This is a genomic window from Rhodococcus sp. HM1, from assembly GCF_023218075.1.
GTDB lineage: Bacteria > Actinomycetota > Actinomycetes > Mycobacteriales > Mycobacteriaceae > Rhodococcus.
This window is the reverse complement of record NZ_JALPTB010000035.1, coordinates 55,670-72,285: the sequence shown is the minus strand read 5'-3', so window position 1 is coordinate 72,285 and position 16,616 is coordinate 55,670. Positions and strand designations below refer to the sequence as shown.

The following is a 16,616-nucleotide window of genomic DNA, read 5'->3' as shown; positions in this document are numbered from 1 at the left end:
CCCGCGTACTTCACGCCCCGCCCACCTGTCCGTGGGCCGGGTGGTCTACTGGAACCTATGTCCACGCCCTCAGTCGAAGAGTCCGCCGTCTCCGTCGCACAGGCCGGGATCTGGGACACCGAAACGCTCGCCGACGTCGCCGCCACCACGTTTCCGCTCGCGTGCCCTCCCGGATCGAACCGGGACGACATCGACGAGTTCATCGCCGAGACCCTCTCGGCGGAACGGTTCGGCGAGTATCTGACCGATCCGACGCGGATCGTGCTGAAGGCGAGCATGGGCGGCGAGATCGTCGGTTACCTGATGGCGATCGACGCACCGCCGGCCGACCCCGACATCGCGGCGATGATCACGGCGACCCCGGCAGTGGAGATCAGCAAGCTGTACGTGCTGCCGGGCCGTCACGGCACCGGCGTGTCAGCGGCGCTCATGGCCGCGATCGTGGAGCGCGCCGCGGCGGCCGGGCGTGCGGGACTGTGGCTCGGGGTGAACCAGGAGAACGAACGCGCCCAGGCCTTCTACCGCAAGCAGGGCTTCCGGACGGTGGGCACGCGCACGTTCCTGGTGGGTTCACAGACCCACCAGGACTACGTCATGCAGCGCGAACTGTGAGGCGCCCAAGGCATACCCCTCAGCTGGCGGCGACCTCGAAGCGCGACAGCGCCAGCAGACGCGAGGTCGCGCGAAGGTACTTCTTGCGGTAGCCGCCGGCCAGCATCTCCGGCGTGAAGATCTCGTCGAGCTTGGCACCGGCCACGGTCACCGGAATGCTCGCGTCGTACAGCCGGTCGGCGAGCACCACCAGACGCAGTGCGACGGACTGGTCCTCGGCCGGGTGCACCCCGTTGAGGAAGACGGCCGACACGCCCTCGATGAGCTTGCCGTAACGCGACGGATGCAGCGTGCTCAGGTGCGCGCACAGCTCGTCGAAGTCGTCGAGCGTGGAGCCGGGGATCTGCTCGGCGCGTTCGATCAGTTCCTCCGCCGAGATCGGGTCCGGCGCCGGCGGCAGGTCGCGGTGCCGGTAGTCCGGGCCGTCGACGCGCAGCGTCTCGAAGATCGAGGCGAGCTTCTTGATCTCGCGGAGGAAGTCCTGTGCCGCGAACCGGCCCTCACCGAGCTGGCCGGGAAGCGTGTTGGAGGTCGCCACGATCGACACTCCACGCGCGGACAGCTCGGTCAGCAGACGCGACACCAGCATCGTGTCGCCCGGATCGTCGAGCTCGAACTCGTCGATGCAGAGCACGCTGTGGGTGGAGAGCTCCTCGACCGCCTTGTTGAAACCGAGCGCGCCGACCACGTGCGTGAGCTCGACGAACGTGCCGAACGCCTTGGGCGAGGGCGCGCTGTGGAAGATCGACGCGAGCAGGTGGGTCTTGCCGACACCGAACCCGCCGTCGAGGTACAGCCCGGCGCCGGTGGACGGCGCCTTGCGACCGAACAGACCGCGCTTGCCGCCGCGGATCTTGCCGATCTTGCCGACGAACGCCTCGGCAGCGCGGACCGCGGCGGCCTGGCTCGGCTGGTTCGGATCGGGGATGTACGACGCGAAGCTCACCTCGTCGAACATCGCGGGCGGCACGAGCTGTGCAACCAGTTGTTCGGCCGGCACCACGGGACTGCGATCGACGAGACGTTCCTGCATTCCTCCAGGGTAGAGGCGTGTGATGAGGCCATACCTACACCAGCGGCGGATTGCGACCTACTTCACATCGGCGTCACCCGATCTTCACCTCGCATGAGTGCACGCGTCACACGCCCGCGTACGCTGCGCGCGTGGACCGGTGCACACCCGGATCCCGGCGACCTGGCAGGCTGTCGGCATGCGCAGAACCGGTGTGTTCGCGGTCTCCCTCGTCGCGCTCGCGGCGACGGTCACCGCCTGCGGGACGGGGCCCTCGGCCAGGCCCGACGTCGCGGTGGTTCGGGACGTCGGTGACGGGGCCGTCCCCGCCCCCGAACAGGACGAGCCCACCGAGCCCGGGCTGCCCGTGCCCGAGGAGGACATGGCGTGGCGCGACTGCACCGCCGACACCGTCGCGGCGCAGAAACTGCCCACCGGTCCGACCGGGTTGGTCCTCGAATGCTCGGAGATCACCGCGCCCATCGACGAGGCCGGGACGGTGCCGGGAACGTTCCCGCTCGGGGTATCGCGGGCACGCCTGCCGCAGACCCCGACCGACGTCGCGCCGCTCGTGCTCACCACGGGAACGGACATGCCGTCCGGCACCGCACTCGCCGCCCTCGCCACCGGACCGATGTCCGGTCTGCTCGCCACACGACCGATCGTCGCGGTCGACCGGCGCGGGATCGGGCCGTCACAGCCCATCGACTGCATTTATCCCGCCGACCTCCGTGCACTCGGCGATCTCGGCCAGTTCGGCCGCAGCGGCGACGGACCGAGCCGCGTCGCGGAGCTGAGCCGCGAGATCACCATCACGTGCACCGACTACCTGCAACCGCAGGAGCTGATGTTCGGGGCCGCACATGCCGCCGACGACCTGGACCAGCTGCGCCTGGCCTGGAACGTGGAGCGGATCGGACTGCTCGGTATCGGGAACGGCGCCTCCGTCGCGCTGGCGTACGCCGCCGAGTACCCGACGCACGTGGGTCGGCTGATCCTCGACTCCCCCGCCGCCGCAACCGCCGACGCCGAGCTTCTCGCGGAGAGCCGAGCGCGCGGCGCCGAAGCCGCGGTCGACGCGTTCGCCCGCCAGTGCGTGGCGCTGAAGTGTTCGCTCGGCACCACGCCGCGGGCGGTCCTCGAGGACCTGCACGCGAAGGCCGCGAACGGGGAACTGGCACCGCTGTCGTCGAACGCGATGCTCACCGCCGTGACCGGGTTCCTCGGCAGCCCCCGCGGCGACCAGCAGGCCCGCGTCCGCGAACTGTCCGATGCGCTGGCCGCCGCGCGCGACGGTGATGTGATGCCGCTGCTCGAACTCGTCGACCCCGCCGAGGCGCAGCTGAGCTCGGCCGGCCAGTTCGTGTCCCGGTGCAGCGACAAGCAGCGGCAGCCCACGCCCACCCGCGCCCTGGAGCTGCAGCGCACATGGGGAGCGAGCTACCCGCTGTTCGGCGCGGACACCGCGACCGGACTGACGGCCTGTTCCGCATGGCCGAGCATGCCGGCGCCGCCGCTGCCGGATGCGGTGGATGTGCCCGTGCTCGTCCTCGGGTCCGCCGCCGACCCCATCGTCGGCAACGGCGGGCTCGAATCCGTCACCGGCGCACTGACCGCAGTGGGCGCCCGATGGGCGGTGGTGTCGTGGCAGGGCGCCGGCTATGCGGCGGCCCTGCACTCGACGTGCGCGCAGGCCCGGGTCGCGGCGTATCTCGAGACCGGAGAACTACCGCCGAACGGCAGCCTGTGTCCCGCCTGAGCGCACCGTCATGCCGGGGCGGGTGGATCACCGATCTGCGGCTCCGGTGTACCGTGCCGTAGTGTTCCTCAGTCGTCTCGAGCCCCGCACCGCACGCACCACCGTGGAGGTGGTCAAGTGCGTTGTGTGGCCGTTGGCCCTGCTCACGGTGCTGCACCGTGTGGTGATCAAAGCCGTCAACGGCTTCCGGACCGACGACTTCACACCCGTGTACAACGCGGCGCTGGCGTTCCTCAATCGGCAGCCCGTCTACACCGCGAACTTCCGGTGGGTCGATCCGCACTACCTGTATCCGCCGTCGGGCACTCTGCTGATCTCACCGATCGCAGTGATCGACCCCGAACGCTCCCGCTGGTTGTTCATTCTCGCCAACGCGATCGCGATCCTGATCGCGCTGTACCTGCTGCTGCGCATGTTCGGCTACGGTCTCGATTCCGTGATCGCGCCGATCCTCGTGCTCGGGGCGTTCACCTCCGAAACGGTGACGAACACGCTGGTGTTCACCAACATCAACGGGCTCGTGCTGCTCGGGGAGATCGCGTTCCTGACGTTGCTGCTCGAGCGTCGCGACCTGTGGGCCGGCGTCGCGATCGGTCTGACGTTCGCGGTCAAACCGATCCTCGCTCCCCTGCTGTTCCTGCCCCTGGTCCGTGGCCAGTGGAAGGTGTTCGTCACGGCGGTGGCGGTGCCGGTCGCGCTGATGGCGGTCGCCTGGCCGCTCTCCGTCGACCCGTGGCAGTTCGTCGAACACACGACGCCCTACCTGCTCGAGGCGCGTGACTACTTCAACAGCGCGATCGTCGGAAACGGCATGTACTACGGCCTGCCGAGCTGGCTGATCCTGGGGCTCCGCGTCGTGCTCATGGCGATGGTGCTGGTGGCGCTGTGGTTGCTGTACCGCTACTGCCGCCACGACGAGCTGTTCTTCGTCGGCACCGCGACCGGCCTGCTGCTCACCGCCTCGTTCCTGCTCGGCTCGCTGGGCCAGATGTACTACTCGATGATGCTGTTCCCGCTGCTGATGACGGTGGTCCTGCCGAACTCGGTGATGCGCAACTGGCCGGCGTGGCTGGCCGTCTACGGCTTCCTCAGCTACGACAGCTGGCTGTCGAGCCGCTGGCCGGAGATGGGCCGGGCCGCCGAGTACATGAAGACGACGTTCGGGTGGTCGCTGCTGATCATCGTCGTGTTCGCGGTGCTGCTCGACCGGTACCTCGCCGCGCGCCGTGAGGGACGCCTGGATTCGGGCATCGAACCGGCATTCCTGTTGCCGAAGAAACCCGCCGCCGCCGTCCCCGACGAACCGGAGGAACCCGAGGAACGCATGGCCGCACAGGCCGTCCGCGACTAGCCTCGGCATCATGACTTCCACGCCCCGCCCGGATCCCGCACCGAAGGTCGAACGCAGCGACGAGGAATGGCGGGAGCTGTTGACTCCCGAGGAGTTCGCGGTGTTGCGCCGGGCGGGCACGGAACGCCCGTTCGTCGGCGAGTACACCGACACCGAGACCGAGGGTGTCTACGAGTGCCGCGCCTGCGGCGCGGAGTTGTTCCGCAGCAGCGAGAAGTTCCATTCGCACTGCGGGTGGCCGTCGTTCTACGATCCGGCCGATTCGGACGCGGTGATCCTGCGGCCCGACGATTCGCTGGGGATGCGCCGGGTGGAGGTGCTCTGCGCGTCGTGCCACAGCCATCTCGGGCACGTGTTCGAGGGCGAGGGTTATCCGACACCGACCGATCAGCGGTACTGCATCAACTCGATCAGCCTGCGCCTGGTCCCGGCGAACTGAGCCGCTCCGGCTGCGGGACGGGTCCGCAGCCGGGAGGATGTCGAGGCATGAGTGAGCACATCCTCGGCAGGCCGAAGGTCAAGGTGACGATCGTCGGGGCGGGCACCGTGGGGACCGCGATCGCGTATGCGTGCCTCATCCGGGGTTCGGCCGAGGCGCTGGCGTTGTACGACACCAATGCCGACAAGGTCCGGGCCGAGGTCCTCGATCTCAATCACGGAACCCAGTTTGCGCCGCCGTGCCGGATCGAGGGCGGTGACGATCTCGCCGTCACCGCCGGATCGGACATGATCGTGGTGACCGCCGGTGCCAAGCAGAAGCCCGGACAGTCGCGGCTCGAACTCGCCGCGGCGAACGTCGCGCTGGTGCAGACCCTGACGCCCGCGTTGCTCGAGCGGTCGCCGGATGCGGTTGTGCTCTTCGTCAGCAATCCCGTCGACATCGTCACCCACGCCGCGATCGTCGCGACCGACGCCGCACCCGGCCGCATATTCGGGTCGGGCACCGTGCTCGATTCGGGGCGCCTGCGTTTCCTGATCGCCGAGCGCGCCGGGGTCGCCGTGGAGAACGTGCACGCCGTAGTGGTCGGTGAACACGGCGACTCGGAGATCACGCTGTGGTCGGGGGCAACGATCGGCGGCGTCGCAGCAGCGAAGTTCGTGACCGGCGACGGCACCTCCGCGCCCCTGTTCGACGCGGCGGCGCGCGCCGACATCTCCGCCCGGGTGGTGCACAGCGCGTACGAGATCATCCGGGGCAAGGGCGCGACCAATCTGGCGATCGGGTTGTCCACGGCCCGGATCGTCGAGGCGGTGCTGCGCGACCAGCACCGGGTGCTGCCGGTGTCGACCCTCCAGAGCGGTCCCGAGGATCTGTCCGGGGTGTGCCTGTCGCTGCCGACCGTCGTCGACAGCCGCGGGGCGGCCCAGGTGCTCGACGTGGCGATGTCCGACGAAGAGCGCGAGGGCCTGCGCGCCTCTGCCCGCACCCTGCGGGAGGTGCAGGCGACCCTCGAACGCTGAGAGCTCCGACGGGTCAGCGGGCGCGGACCACGGGCGGGTCGTACGCGCGGATCGGCGGCAGTTCGCCGTCGAATCGTTCGATCTCGACCAGCACGTGCTGTCCCGTGCAGCCGCGCGCCAGCGACGACGTGCCGACGTCGGGGGTCAGCACGTTCGGGTTGCCGTGCACGCACATCGAGTTCGGGTCCGACGGGTCGAGCGGGTCGTACCAGGCGCCCGTGGACAACTGCACGACGTCCGGCCGCAGCCCGTCGTCGAGCACCACACCGGCCAGGCACGCGCCGCGGTCGTTGAACACCCGCACGATGTCCCCGGCGTCGAGGCCGCGGGTCGCGGCCGCCTCGGGGTGCATGCGTAGAGGTTCGCGTCCGTGGATCTTCGAAGCCTGGCTGGTGGCGCCGTGGTCGAGCTGACTGTGCAACCGGGTGCGCGGCTGGTTCGCGATCAGATGCAGCGGGAACTGCTGCGCGCGGGCGCCGCCGAGCCATTCCTCCGGCTCGTACCAGGTGGGGTGGCCGGCGCAGTCGTCGTAGCCGAATCCGTCGATGTCGGCCGAGAAGATCTCGATGCGCCCGCTGGGTGTGCGGAGGGGATACGTGTCCGGGTCCTCACGGAAGTCCTGGAACAACGTCAGGTCGTCCTCCGTGCGCATCCGCACGTGACCGCGATGCCAGAACTCCTCGAACGCGGGTGCCCCTCCCCCGTCGGCGAGGACGAATCCGCGCCACTGCTCGTAGAGGTGCTCGATCCACTGCCGTGCGGTGCGGTTCTCCGTGAACTGCGGACCGAATCCCAGCCGATGCGCGAGCGCGGCGAACGTGTCGTAGTCGTCGCGGGCCTGCGCGTAGCGGGGCGTCGCGGCGTGCATCGCCACCAGCAGCGGATCGTTGCGGGTGCACGAGAGGTCCTCGCGTTCGAACGACGTCGTGGACGGCACGACGATGTCGGCGTGCTTGGCCATCGGCGTCCAGTACGGATCGTGCACGACGATCGTGTCGGGCCGTGCCAGCGCCCGCTTCAGCCGGCCGAGGTCCTGGTGGTGGTGGAACGGGTTGCCGCCGGCCCAGTACACGAGCCGGATGTCGGGGAAGGTGCGGCGCTGTCCGTCGAAGTCGTACTGCTCCCCCGGCCTCAGCAGCAGGTCGGAGATCGCGGCGACCGGGATCGCCTCGTCGATCGGATTCTGTCCCTGGAACAGCGTCGGCAGCGGATACGGCACCGGCGCCAGACCGGGTTCGTTCATCGATCCGTATCCGTGCCCGAATCCACCGCCCGGCACGCCGATCTGGCCGAGCATCGCGGCGAGCGTCACCCCGGCCCAGGGGGCCTGCTCGCCGTGGCGGACCCGCTGCAGCGACCACGTGACGGTGACCAGGGTGCGCCCGGCGGCCATGCGGCGGGCGAGGTCGGTGAGGGTTGCGGCGGGCAGGCCGGACAGGTCCGCCGCCCACTGCGGTGTCTTCGGGATGCCGTCGGTGCGCCCGAGCAGGTAGTCCTCGAACTTGTCGTAGCCGGTGCAGTAGCGGTCGAGGAACGCGCGGTCGGCGAGGTCCTCGGTGGCGAGCACGTACGCGAGGGCCAGCATGATCGCGACGTCGGTGCCGGGGCGCGGGGCCAGTCGTTCGGCGTCGCCGTGCAGGTCGTCGCGCAGCGGGCTGATCGACACGATGCGCCCGCCCCGGGCGCGCAACCGGTCGAGGGCGTCGCGGGTCGGATGGTTGCTGGTGCCCCCGTCGTTGACCGCGGTGTTCTTCAGCGGCACCCCGCCGAAACACACCATCAGGTCCGTCTCGCGGGCAATGACGTCCCAGTTGGTGGAGCGTGCGAACAGCTTCCAGTGCGTGCCCACGACCCGCGGCATGATCACGCCGGTGGCGCCGAGCGAATAACTGTGCACGGACCGCGTGTAGCCGCCGAGCATCTTCAGGAACCGGTGGACCTGGCTCTGCGCGTGATGGAACCGGCCGGGCGACGACCACCCGTAGGAACCGCCGAAGATCGCACGGTTGCCGTGGGTGTCGACGACGCGGCGCAGTTCCCCGGCGAGCAGTTCGGTCAGTTCGTCCCACGACACGGCGACGAATTCGTCGCTGCCGCGGGCGCTGCTCGGCCCCGGTCCGTTCTCGAGCCAGCCGCGCCGCACGGCGGGACCGGTGATGCGGGACCGGTGATGCACCGAGCCGGGCAGGTTGCCGAGAATCGCCGACGGGTCGGCGTCACCCGGGTAGGGGTGCACGGCGGTGACCTCACCGTTCGCGGCTTCGGCCTCGTACATGCCCCAGTGGGACATGTGCGAGTACCGCCGCGGGGGCCTGCTGTGATTCGATTCGGCTTCCTGCTCCGGCATCCGCATCAGGGCAGCGCGTTGATCAGCCGGTCCGCGTCGACGCGGGGGCCGCTGAAGAACGGGGTCTCGAGACGCACGTGGTAGCGGGCCTCGGTCGCGCGCAGATCGCGCATGAGGTCGACGATGCGGTCGAGTTCCGGAGCCTCGAAGGCGAGGATCCACTCGTAGTCACCGAGCGCGAACGCCGGGACCGTGTTCGCGCGCACGTCCGGGTAGCCGCGGCCGGCCTTGCCGTGCTCGGCGAGGATGCGGCGACGGTCCTCGTCGGGCAGCAGGTACCAGTCGTACGACCGCACGAACGGGTACACGCAGATGTAGTTGCCCGGATCCTCGCCCGCGATGAACGACGGAACGTGGCTCTTGTTGAACTCCGCGGGGCGGTGCAACGCCGTGTTCGACCACACCGGGTTGCTGGCGCGGCCGAGGATCGTGGTGCGCCGGAAGTCCGCGTAGAACTTCTGCAGATCCTCGATGCGCTCGGCGTGCGTCCAGAACATGAAGTCCGCGTCGGCGCGCATGCCGGCGATGTCGTAGATGCCACGGACGACGACATCGGTGTTCTCGTACGAGGCGAGGAACTTCTGCAGATCCTCGAGCGCTTCGGCGCGGTCGTCGCCGAGGACCCCGGGACGCACCTGGAACACCGACCACATCGCGTAGCGGAGGGTCGAATTGAGCTTGTCGAAATCGAGACGTGCCATGTTTCTCATCCTGCCACTCGTGTCGTCAGCCGCGCTGCGGCCGTTGTACCCGATGCGACGCACGCCGGCACACCGACGCCGTGCAGCATCGCTCCGGCCACTTCGATGCCGTCGACGTCGGCGACCGCGGCCTCGAGTGCCGCGACGATCTCGTCGTGTCCTGCGCGGTACTGCGGCAGCCCGCCGTGCCAGCGCTGCACGAACGCGGCGACCGGTTCCGCGGTCACCCCGGTGACGGTCGCGAGGTCCTTGCGGGCCAGTGCGATCAGCAGATCGTCGTCGGCGTCGACGAGCCCGGCGTCGCCGAACCGCCCGAACGACGCGCGCGCCAGTTCCACATCACGCTCGGCCAGGTGCGGCCACTTGCGGCTCGACAGCGTGAACGCCTTCGCCGACAGATCCTCGCCGGTCGCGACGAGGATCCCGGAGTTGCGGGGCAGCCCCGAATCCCGGGGCAGCGCGAGCGCGACGACCACCGACGACGCGAGCGGAATCCGGGCCGCCTGCTCGGCCCCGGCGGGAACCGCGTCGGCAAGCAGCGCGGCGGCCTGCGGCGCGGGCACCGCGAGGACGAGGCCGTCGACCTCCCCGATCGGGTCGATCGACCATCTGCGGCCGGCGCGACGCAGCGCCGATGCCGCCGTGCCGCGGTGGATCTCGGCGTCGGCGGCCCGCTCGAGCGCATCGAGCAACACGCCGTAGCCGTCGCGGAGTGTCCCGAAGACCGGGGAGGTCGACGGCGACGGCAACGCCCGGCGCACGGCCTCGATCAGGCTCGGCGCACCGTCGTCGAGTGCCGCGGCGAGTGTGGGGAGGGTCGCGCGCACACCGGCGGTGTCGGACAGGCCGGAGTACACCCCGCCGAGCAGCGGATCGACGCTGCGCCGCACCACCTGCTCCCCGAATCGTGTCCCGACAAGTTCGGCGACCGAGACGTCTCCCCCGCGTTCCCAGTGCAACGGCAGGTCCGGTTCGGCGGCGATCCGGTCGAGGGTGGCGGTGTCGACGAGCCCGGCCAGTGCCTGCGCATCGGCGGGGATGCCCATCAGGGTGCCGCCAGGCATAGGATGCAGCTCGGCGCCCGCGTAGATCAGCGGCCGGGCACCGGCCGGGTACACGAGCTGATCGGTCAGGCCCAGTTCGTCGAGCAGCGCGGGCATCTCGGGGCGGCGGCCGATGAAGGCCTCGGCACCGACGTCGACGGGGTCGCCCGCGAGCGGCACGGTGCGCAGCTTCCCGCCGAGCCGATCGGACTGTTCCAGGATCACGATCCGGGCGCCGGCACCGAGGCTCGTCCGCAGCCGGTAGGCGGTCACGAGTCCGGTGACACCACCGCCGACGACTACGACGGTCGGCGTGCTCACAGCGAATGCACCAGTTCGACGACGCGGGTCAACACTGTCGGATCGGTGTCGGGCAGCACGCCGTGGCCCAGGTTGAAGATGTGGCCGGTGGCGCCGGCGGCGCGGGCACGATCGGCTTCGGCGGCGATCCGGCGCACCTCGCGTTCGATCACGTCCCACCCGGCGAACAGGATCGCCGGATCGAGGTTGCCCTGCAGGCCCTTGCCCGGGCCGATGCGACCGGCGGCGACGTCGAGCGGAATGCGCCAGTCGACGCCCACCACGTCGGCGCCGGCTTCGCCCATCGCGCCGAGCAGCTCACCGGTCCCGACCCCGAAGTGGATGCGCGGCACCCGGGCCGCCTCGATCTCGGCGAACACCCGCTGCGAGTGCGGCAGCACGTACTCGCGGTAATCGGCGAGCGAGAGCGCCCCGGCCCACGAATCGAACAACTGGATCGCGTCGACGCCCGCGTGCAGCTGTGCCTGCAGGAACGCGATGGTGATGTCCGCCAGCCGGCCGAGCAGCGCGTGCCAGGTCGCGGGATCGGAGTGCATGAGCGCCTTGGTGCGCTCGTGGTTGCGGCTCGGTCCGCCCTCGACGAGATAGGAGGCGAGAGTGAACGGCGCGCCGGCGAACCCGATCAGCGGGGTGTCACCGAGCTCGCGGGTGAGCAATCCCACAGCGCGCGCGACCGCCCCGACCTCCTCGGCTTCGAGGGTCGGCAGGGCGGCGACGTCCGCGGCGGACCGCACCGGGTTCGCGACGACCGGACCGGTGCCGGCAACGATGTCGAGGTCGATCCCGGCGGCCTTGAGGGGCACCACGATGTCGGAGAAGAGGATGGCGGCGTCGACCTTGTGGCGACGGACCGGCTGCAGGGTGATCTCGCACACCAGTTCGGGCCGGAAGCAGGATTCGAGCATGCCGATTCCTGCCCGGATCTCCCGGTATTCGGGCAGCGATCTGCCTGCCTGGCGCATGAACCACACCGGTCGGTGGGTCGGCTCGGTGCCGCGCGCTGCGGCCAGCAACGGGGCCGTGTCGAGCCGGCGTCGGCTCGGGTACTCCGCGGGGGTGGTGGAGCCGACGTTCGTGTCTTCCAGGCCGGTCATCGATCCTCGTCTTCCAGGAGCATGGTTCGGTACCCGTCACGGCGGGCACGGGATGCTGCCCATGCTGCCACGCCGCCGTAGGCCTCCGGAATCGGCGCGCCTCCCGCGTGCTGTGCATCACCGGCACTAACGTCCGCTGTCGTGACCACCTCGCCCGCAGAACCCGCTCAGTTCCGCGCCGCGATCGAAGCGATGAACGCGGCGACGGTGCGCCCGGAGATCGAGGTCGGTCCGATCCGGCCGCCCCAACGACTGGCCCCGTTCAGCTACGCGCTGGGCGCCGAGGTGCTGCACGACGAATCCGGGCCGGTTCCCGAGGAATCCGAAGGCGACGCGTTCGGACGGTTGATCCTGTTGCACGATCCGTCCGGTGACGACGCCTGGGACGGCACGATGCGGCTGGTGGCCTACATCCAGGCGGACGTCGACGCGACGCTGGCGTCGGATCCGCTGCTCCCGGAGGTCGCGTGGAGCTGGCTCGTCGACGCGCTCAAGGCGCACGGACAACCGCTGACGGCGCTCGGCGGCACGGTCACGTCCACGAGTTCGGTGCGGTTCGGGGACATCGCCGGACCCGCGCGGGCCCACCAACTGGAATTGCGGGCGTCGTGGACGCCGCTGTCCGGCGAGCTGGGTCCGCACGTGGAGGCGTTCTGCGAGGTCCTCGCGTATGCGGCGGGTCTTCCCCCGGTCGGTGTGGTGCGCCTCCAGCGCTGACGCGGGGGCACCGGTCCCGACAGTCCGCGCTCGACCGCTCCGAATCGGTCTAGAGTCCATTTCATGTCGGTAGCAGAAGAAAACGAGTCCCTGCGGACACCCGTTCCCCTGCTCACCCCGCGCGACGGTGTCCCGGATGTGATCACCACCGCGGCGGGTGTCGACGCCGCCGCGGCTGCGCTGACGGCGGGAAGCGGGCCGCTCGCCGTGGACGCCGAACGCGCCTCCGGCTACCGCTATTCATCACGTGCCTACCTGATCCAGCTGCGGCGCGCCGGGGCCGGAACGGTGCTGATCGACCCGATTCCCACCGCAGGTGCGCTCGCACCGCTCGCCGAGGCGATCAACGGACTGGAGTGGGTGCTGCACTCCGCCGACCAGGACCTTCCGTGCCTGGCGGAGCTGGGCTTGCACCCGGATTCGGTGTACGACACCGAACTGGCCGGACGGCTCGCCGGGTTCGAGCGGGTCGGGCTCGCCGCGATCGTCGAGCGCATGCTCGGTTTCGAGTTGCGCAAGGGCCACGGTGCCGCGGACTGGTCCACCCGGCCGCTGCCCGAATCGTGGCTCAACTACGCGGCTCTGGACGTCGAGATCCTCGTCGACCTGCGGGACGCGATGGCCGAGGAACTCGATCGCCAGGGGAAGTCGCGATGGGCTGCCGAGGAGTTCGAGCACGTCCGGTCGGCGGGGCCGCCGGCACCGAAGCCGGACCGGTGGCGGCGCACGTCGAAGATCCACACCCTGAAGGATCCGCGGCGCCTCGCGATCGTGCGGGAACTGTGGACGACCCGCGACGAGATGGCGGCCCGCCGCGACATCGCGCCGGGTCGGGTGCTTCCCGATTCCGCCATCATCGCGGCCGCGGAGGCCGATCCGCGCAGCCCCGAGGAACTGCGCGCGCTGCCGGTCTTCGGTGGGCCGCGGCAACGCCGCTTGTCCCGGGTGTGGCTGGCCGCGATCGAACGTGCCCGCGCGCTGCCCCAGTCGCAGTTGCCGCCACTCGCGCAGCCGTTCGTCGGTCCCCCGCCGGCGAACCGGTGGTCGCGTCATCACCCGGAGGCGGCGGCGCGCCTGGCCGCTGCCCGTACGGAACTCACCGCGATCAGCGAGTCCGTGCAGGTTCCGGTCGAGAACCTGATCAGTCCGGAACTCGTGCGGCGGTTGTGCTGGGACTGGGACCCGGTCCCCGGTGTCGACGTCACCGAGTACATCGCGATGCGATTCGTCGAGGGCGGTGCCCGGCCGTGGCAGCGCGAGGTCGTGGCACCGAGGCTGGCGACCGTTCTGACGGCCTGAGCGGAACGATCGTTACCGGCAGCACGCCGGGGACGTGATGCCGGGACCGCCTCACGGGCGCAGGCGGCGGCCGACGCCGATCGCCGCGGCTCCGGCCACGACCGCGACCGCGGCGCCCCCGAGCACGCCGTGGTGCTGGGAGGCCCACACCTGCGGACTGTGTGAATGCGCCCGCTCGTCGAAGGCTCCGTGGGCACCGAAGTCCCGCCCCTCCTCGTCGTCGGCCGGGGTGAACAGGTTCTCCGGCTGGTCCGGGTCACGGGGTTGCTCGGTCTGCTGCGAGGCGTAGCCGGTCCGGGCCAGATACCGGTCGAGCAGACCGGGAGCGACGGCGTTGAGTGCCAGCGTGACGGCGGTGCTCGCCCCCACCCAGTACTCACGGCGTCGCGGGTGGTCGGCCGCGTGGAGCACCGCACGCGCGGCGACCTCGGGCTGGAAGATCGGCGGTACCGGCTGCGCCCGCTTGGGCAGCCGCGAACGCACCCAGGAGAACTGCGGGGTGTTCACGGCGGGCATCTGCACCATTGTCACGTGCACTCCGCTGTGCTCGTGCAGCAGTTCGCAGCGCAGGGATTCGGTGAAGCCCTGGATGGCGTGCTTGGAACCGCAGTACGCGCTCTGCAGGGGGATGCCTCGATAGGCCAGCGCGGAGCCGACCTGTACGACGGAGCCGCGGTTCCGGGGTTTCATCCGGCGCAGTGCGGCACAGGTGCCGTAGACGTAGCCGAGGTAGTTCACCTCGGTGACGCGGCGGTACTCGGCCGCCGAGATCTCCGTCGCGGGCGCGAACACCGAGGTGAATGCCACGTTCACCCACACGTCGATGGGTCCGAGTTCGTCCTCGGTGCGGCTCGCCGCCGCCTCCACGCGGTCCGGGTCCGCGACGTCGGTGGGTATGGGCAGCGCGGTGCCGCCGGCGGCGGTGACGTCGCGGGCGGCCGCGTCCAACCCGGCTTCGCCGCGGGCCAGCAGCGCCACCCGGGCGCCGCGGGCACCGTAGGCGCGGGCGACCGCCCGGCCGATACCACCGGTGGCGCCGGTGACCACCACGACCTGCGTCGGCATCTCGGTCATGACGATTCCTCTCGGCCGGGGTCCTCGGCCAGTCGATGGGCGGATTCGAACAGCAGGGCGTGGACGAAGCACTGCGGAAGGTTGCCGCGCAGCTGACGTTGTTCGACGTCGAACTCCTCGGTGAACAGTCCCGGCGAGCCGCACGCGGAGCGGTTGCGTTCGAACCACCGCGCCGCGGCGGTCCGGTGTCCCTGCTGGTGCTCGGCCAGGGCCATCACGAATCCGCAGAGCAGGAAGGCGCCTTCGGCCGCCTCGAGCGGCCCCTTCTCGTGCCGGAACCGGTAGACGTAGCCTTCGCGACCGAGGTCGGCGCGCACGGCGTCGAGGGTCCGTCGGCTACGCGGATCGTCCGCCGGGACGGCACCGCGGATGGCCGGCAACAGCAGCGCGGCGTCGACCCGGTCGTCGCCGGGGGCACGCTGCCAGCGTCCGGACCGGTGCAGGCAGGTCTCGGTGGTGGCGGCGACGAGGGTGTCGGCGAGCGCGTTCCACCGGCCGGAGGGCCGTGCCGGCCCGTACCGCGCCATCGAGCGCAGCCCCGCCGCGCAGATCAGCCGGGAATGCGCCCAGTACCGGTCGTCGAGCTCCCAGATCCCCGCGTCGGCGTCGCGCCAGTGCTTCTCGATCGCCTCGACCGCGACGTCCACCGCCCGGTGGTGCACGGCGTCGAGCCGGTCGAGGCGGGCCGCGGCGGCGAACAGCACCAGTGCCTCGCCGAACACGTCGAGCTGGAACTGGGCGTTGACGTGATTGCCGGCGCGCACGTCCGCTCCCGGATATCCGGGCAGGTCCACAGTCTTCTCGTCGGGCACCCGGCCGCCCTCGACGGTGTAGGCGGGTTTCAACTCCTCACCGTCGGCGAGGAGTCGTTCGGAGACGAATCCGACAGCGGTGTCGAGGAGGGGATGCGGACCGGCGGTCGCGAACGCGACACCGGCGTAGCACTGGTCGCGGATCCAGCTGTAGCGGTAGTCGTAGTTGCGTCCCTGTTCGGCCCGCTCCGGCAGCGACGTCGTCGCGGCGGCGACCATGCCGCCGCTGCCACCGGTGAGGCCCCGCAACACCGCGGAGGCGAAGCGCGCGTCGCGGTCGGCGAGGGTGCCTTCGACCGGGGGTAGTGCGCGGTGCCAGGCGTGTTCGGTGCGGGTCCAGAGATCGTCGGGGTCCGGCGGACGGCCGGGCAGGGTCCGATCGCTCAGTTCCAGCACCAGGTCGTGGTATTCCCCGCACCGTAGCCGGACGGTCGCGGCGAGCCGGCCGTCGTGGATGTGTGCGTCGGGCGCGCCGGTCCAGCGGAGTCTCAGCGGGCCGGCACGCATCGTCCACACGCCGGATTCGGCCGTGATCGTGTCCATGGGTATCGCACCGAATCCGGCGGCGACGAGCAGTTCGACGTCGACCTGTGCGTCGGCGTCGACGGCGACGATGCGGCGCAGCACGATCGCGGTGTGCGGGTCGCCGGGAAAGGCCAACGCGTCCCGCGATTCGACGATCCCGGTCGCGGTGACCCAGTGGCTGCGCCAGATGAGGGTGCGGTCCTCGTAGAAGCCACCCCAGGTGTAGCGGTCACTGTCCGGTTCGACGACATAGGCACCCGGGCCACCGAGCAGCGAGGAGAACACCGCGTCACTGTCCCAGCGGGGCGCGCACATCCACGCGAGATCCCCGCGGGGGCCGATGAGCGCACCGCGTTCCCCGTCCGCGATGAGCGCGTAGTCGCGCAGCACGTGCGGCCGGAGTCGGTGGTCGTGCCCGGTCGAGTCGGCCGGCGCCGGCGCGGTGCTCTCGCGGCACGCAGCCGGATCCGCCATCGGCACTTCCTTCC

General features: G+C 70.6%; 14 protein-coding genes. 7 read left to right on the top strand and 7 right to left on the bottom strand.

What is annotated here, in order from left to right; all coding sequences use genetic code 11:
• Positions 1-57 precede the first annotated feature (57 nt).
• Positions 58-612 carry an N-acetyltransferase gene (locus M1M07_RS18590; protein ID WP_197252524.1) on the top strand — a complete coding sequence of 185 codons (555 nt, stop codon included), beginning with the start codon at positions 58-60 and terminating at the stop codon, positions 610-612.
• Between the two features lie 19 nt (positions 613-631).
• Here the strand turns inward: M1M07_RS18590 and zapE are convergent, their stop codons facing one another.
• Positions 632-1,645, bottom strand: coding sequence for a cell division protein ZapE (gene zapE, locus M1M07_RS18585; protein ID WP_248675144.1), 1,014 nt, complete (start codon positions 1,643-1,645; stop codon positions 632-634).
• Between the two features lie 178 nt (positions 1,646-1,823).
• On the opposite strand from zapE, the gene M1M07_RS18580 reads away from it, so the two are divergent.
• From M1M07_RS18580 to M1M07_RS18565, 4 genes are read left to right on the top strand one after another with little or no spacing between them, the layout of a single operon-like run.
• Positions 1,824-3,383 carry an alpha/beta fold hydrolase gene (locus M1M07_RS18580; RefSeq protein WP_248675143.1) on the top strand — a complete coding sequence of 520 codons (1,560 nt, stop codon included), beginning with the start codon at positions 1,824-1,826 and terminating at the stop codon, positions 3,381-3,383.
• Between the two features lie 10 nt (positions 3,384-3,393).
• Positions 3,394-4,734, top strand: a complete 1,341-nt coding sequence (locus M1M07_RS18575; protein WP_197252526.1) for a glycosyltransferase family 87 protein — start codon at positions 3,394-3,396, stop codon at positions 4,732-4,734.
• Positions 4,735-4,744: 10 nt separating this feature from the next.
• Positions 4,745-5,173, top strand: a complete 429-nt coding sequence (gene msrB, locus M1M07_RS18570) for a peptide-methionine (R)-S-oxide reductase MsrB (RefSeq protein WP_248675142.1) — start codon at positions 4,745-4,747, stop codon at positions 5,171-5,173.
• Between the two features lie 47 nt (positions 5,174-5,220).
• Entirely contained in the window at positions 5,221-6,195 is a 975-nt protein-coding gene (locus tag M1M07_RS18565; RefSeq protein WP_197252527.1) for an L-lactate dehydrogenase, read from the top strand.
• Between the two features lie 13 nt (positions 6,196-6,208).
• Here M1M07_RS18565 and M1M07_RS18560 read toward each other — a convergent pair whose 3' ends face one another.
• From M1M07_RS18560 to hemE, 4 genes are all read right to left on the bottom strand, one after another.
• Positions 6,209-8,485 (bottom strand): molybdopterin-dependent oxidoreductase, encoded by a 2,277-nt coding sequence (locus tag M1M07_RS18560; RefSeq protein WP_248675141.1) that lies wholly within the window; start codon positions 8,483-8,485, stop codon positions 6,209-6,211.
• Between the two features lie 62 nt (positions 8,486-8,547).
• Positions 8,548-9,243 (bottom strand): hydrogen peroxide-dependent heme synthase, encoded by a 696-nt coding sequence (hemQ, locus tag M1M07_RS18555; protein WP_248675140.1) that lies wholly within the window; start codon positions 9,241-9,243, stop codon positions 8,548-8,550.
• A 5-nt stretch (positions 9,244-9,248) separates the two neighbouring features.
• Entirely contained in the window at positions 9,249-10,607 is a 1,359-nt protein-coding gene (locus M1M07_RS18550; RefSeq protein WP_248675139.1) for a protoporphyrinogen oxidase, read from the bottom strand.
• Positions 10,604-11,701, bottom strand: a complete 1,098-nt coding sequence (gene hemE, locus M1M07_RS18545) for a uroporphyrinogen decarboxylase (RefSeq protein ID WP_248675138.1) — start codon at positions 11,699-11,701, stop codon at positions 10,604-10,606. The genes M1M07_RS18550 and hemE overlap by 4 nt, the downstream gene beginning before the upstream one ends.
• Before the next feature lie 141 nt (positions 11,702-11,842).
• Here hemE and M1M07_RS18540 point away from each other — a divergent pair, with 141 nt between their 5' ends.
• Positions 11,843-12,418 carry a DUF3000 domain-containing protein gene (locus tag M1M07_RS18540; protein WP_248675137.1) on the top strand — a complete coding sequence of 192 codons (576 nt, stop codon included), beginning with the start codon at positions 11,843-11,845 and terminating at the stop codon, positions 12,416-12,418.
• Positions 12,419-12,481: 63 nt separating this feature from the next.
• Complete coding sequence (locus M1M07_RS18535) at positions 12,482-13,717, top strand: ribonuclease D (RefSeq protein ID WP_197252532.1); 1,236 nt, start codon at positions 12,482-12,484, stop codon at positions 13,715-13,717.
• Positions 13,718-13,768: 51 nt separating this feature from the next.
• Here M1M07_RS18535 and M1M07_RS18530 read toward each other — a convergent pair whose 3' ends face one another.
• Together M1M07_RS18530 and M1M07_RS18525 are read right to left on the bottom strand one after the other, a co-directional pair.
• The gene (locus tag M1M07_RS18530) at positions 13,769-14,791 is read right to left on the bottom strand and encodes an SDR family oxidoreductase (RefSeq protein WP_248675136.1); all 1,023 of its coding nucleotides are present in this window, start codon (positions 14,789-14,791) and stop codon (positions 13,769-13,771) included.
• On the bottom strand, positions 14,788-16,602 hold the full coding sequence (locus M1M07_RS18525; RefSeq protein WP_248675135.1) for a glycoside hydrolase family 15 protein: 1,815 nt from the start codon (positions 16,600-16,602) through the stop codon (positions 14,788-14,790). The genes M1M07_RS18530 and M1M07_RS18525 overlap by 4 nt, the downstream gene beginning before the upstream one ends.
• Between the last annotated feature and the right edge of the window lie 14 nt (positions 16,603-16,616).

Excerpts from the sequence above, each read along its gene's own strand:
- M1M07_RS18565 (WP_197252527.1), top strand. The coding sequence starts at position 5,221 with ATGAGTGAGCACATCCTCGGCAGGCCGAAGGTCAAGGTGACGATCGTC.
- M1M07_RS18590 (WP_197252524.1), top strand. The coding sequence starts at position 58 with ATGTCCACGCCCTCAGTCGAAGAGTCCGCCGTCTCCGTCGCACAGGCC.
- zapE (WP_248675144.1), bottom strand. The coding sequence starts at position 1,645 with ATGCAGGAACGTCTCGTCGATCGCAGTCCCGTGGTGCCGGCCGAACAA.
- M1M07_RS18530 (WP_248675136.1), bottom strand. The coding sequence starts at position 14,791 with ATGACCGAGATGCCGACGCAGGTCGTGGTGGTCACCGGCGCCACCGGT.
- M1M07_RS18535 (WP_197252532.1), top strand. The coding sequence starts at position 12,482 with ATGTCGGTAGCAGAAGAAAACGAGTCCCTGCGGACACCCGTTCCCCTG.
- hemQ (WP_248675140.1), bottom strand. The coding sequence starts at position 9,243 with ATGGCACGTCTCGATTTCGACAAGCTCAATTCGACCCTCCGCTACGCG.
- M1M07_RS18575 (WP_197252526.1), top strand. The coding sequence starts at position 3,394 with ATGCCGGGGCGGGTGGATCACCGATCTGCGGCTCCGGTGTACCGTGCC.
- M1M07_RS18560 (WP_248675141.1), bottom strand. The coding sequence starts at position 8,485 with ATGTCCCACTGGGGCATGTACGAGGCCGAAGCCGCGAACGGTGAGGTC.
- M1M07_RS18580 (WP_248675143.1), top strand. The coding sequence starts at position 1,824 with ATGCGCAGAACCGGTGTGTTCGCGGTCTCCCTCGTCGCGCTCGCGGCG.
- msrB (WP_248675142.1), top strand. The coding sequence starts at position 4,745 with ATGACTTCCACGCCCCGCCCGGATCCCGCACCGAAGGTCGAACGCAGC.
- hemE (WP_248675138.1), bottom strand. The coding sequence starts at position 11,701 with ATGACCGGCCTGGAAGACACGAACGTCGGCTCCACCACCCCCGCGGAG.
- M1M07_RS18525 (WP_248675135.1), bottom strand. The coding sequence starts at position 16,602 with ATGGCGGATCCGGCTGCGTGCCGCGAGAGCACCGCGCCGGCGCCGGCC.